The following is a 1,659-nucleotide window of genomic DNA, read 5'->3' as shown; positions in this document are numbered from 1 at the left end:
GATATGGGTGTTTATAATATATTTACAGAAGCTTATGTTTCCACCCGCTCATTAGAGATGTTAGCTACATCTATGGATAGCAACATTAACATTGAAACTAGACTTGTGCTCTACTCTGACTCGCTCGGCAAGCACGAAGACGTTGCTAAAACTTACATAGACATGCTAAATGCGTTATGCGCCGATACAATTACGCGTTTTTCAGGCGGAACAGTATCTAACCGGCTTTTAATAGAGTCGTTCACCGCAATTATCTGTTCTATGTAAGCGTCTTCATTGCGTCTGTAATAAACCGCATTAGCCGGGTCTGTCTCAACAAGACCATCAGCCACGCGATTCACAGCTAAAATCCACAACTGCGGGTCAAGCCATACATGGGGGTCATAAACTCCCTTTTTGACTTCTATCAGCTTATTGCTGGGGATATACTCACACACCGCATACACTGGTATAGTGCTACTTGCTCGCTCAATTATATGTCCAAATGCGCCCTCTAGCTGCAAGCCGTTATAAAAGGTTACCATCGCTCTAGCAATATCAATTACGTCATTCTCATTTGCTTTGTAGGAATGTGGGTCGGAGCCTGCGACTATAAGTGTCTTTATCTCAACGAAATCACCGCCAATATGCTCCACAATATCGGCTATTACGCCAGTGGTAACTACAACTAACGGTCTGCTTCCTCCATGAGGCTTTCCGCTAGAACAAGCTACCAGCATTAACAGCAGTAATACCGCTAAAAGTTTATTGCAAAACTTCATCTACCTTGCCAAGCATTAAAACTAGAGCAACAGTGCGTGGAACAAAAGTGCTCACATCCACAGCTTCCTTTATAGAGTGTTCAAGTTCTGGGTCAATATCAACGCCTAGTGCGTCAATGGTCGGCTTATACTCACTTGTAATGTTAGCCACAGTCAACCCGCCAGCCGTCCACTCTGTAGCATCAGCGTTATATGCAGTCCTCACTGCATCTTTATAGAGTTCAAATAACTTTGCCGCCCGCGCATCTTTCTCCATAGATGGCTTGTTAATCCCGCCCTCTACAGATATTTTAGCGTGTTTTAGAGTAGGTGTCTTGCAAATTTCCCGTATTTCCTCATCTATGCGTTTTTGTTCGCTCATCTCATAGCAACGCACCTCAACCTTTAGTTTTGCATTATCGGGAATAATATTAAACTTGTCGTTTGTGGTGGTGCACATCGCGATATTAACAGAATTTTCTGGTATGAACTGCCCATGGTCTATTATGCCGTGCGAGCGCAGGAAGTTCCCCGTCAGGGTATCGGGGTCGGCGGTGAGCTGGGTAGCAAGTTTATGGAAACGCGTCCTATTAGTAGTCCATACGGACACCGTTATGGGGACAGAGGGTGGCAAACGCTTGTTTAAGCTTGATAGAGATACAAACCTAGCTTACGGAGCGGGCGTCGGCGATTGTAAGGCATCTGTCGTTCAGATGTTATACTTAGTTGATGCTATGAAGAGATTGAATAGCGAGACTTATTCTGAATTGGTTGTGTTTTTTGATGCCGAAGAGGAAACTGCCGCTCCGCAAGAGCTAGAAATTGCAAGAGAGCTTGCACAGCAGGTTGATTATGTTATAGTTTGCGACACTGGTCGCCCTAACTGGGGGGTATGCACACGCAGAAAAGCAGTTGCCCG

Annotated in this window: 3 protein-coding genes; 1 reads left to right on the top strand and 2 read right to left on the bottom strand. The window is 44.9% G+C overall.

What is annotated here, in order from left to right; genetic code table 11:
- Window positions 1-152 precede the first annotated feature (152 nt).
- Both AC1MDJ_RS07740 and AC1MDJ_RS07735 read right to left on the bottom strand, forming a co-directional pair.
- Entirely contained in the window at window positions 153-761 is a 609-nt protein-coding gene (locus AC1MDJ_RS07740; protein ID WP_479690346.1) for a metal ABC transporter substrate-binding protein, read from the bottom strand.
- The gene (locus tag AC1MDJ_RS07735; protein WP_479690345.1) at window positions 745-1,350 is read right to left on the bottom strand and encodes a peptidase dimerization domain-containing protein; all 606 of its coding nucleotides are present in this window, start codon (window positions 1,348-1,350) and stop codon (window positions 745-747) included. The genes AC1MDJ_RS07740 and AC1MDJ_RS07735 overlap by 17 nt, the downstream gene beginning before the upstream one ends.
- Window positions 1,351-1,354: 4 nt before the next feature.
- Between AC1MDJ_RS07735 and AC1MDJ_RS07730 the strand changes: the two genes are divergently transcribed.
- On the top strand, window positions 1,355-1,659 hold a 305-nt coding region (locus AC1MDJ_RS07730), incomplete at its 3' end, for a M20/M25/M40 family metallo-hydrolase (protein WP_479690344.1).

It is taken from the genome of Candidatus Termitispirillum reticulitermitis, assembly GCF_054655775.1.
This window is presented reverse-complemented; position numbering and strand designations above follow the sequence as displayed.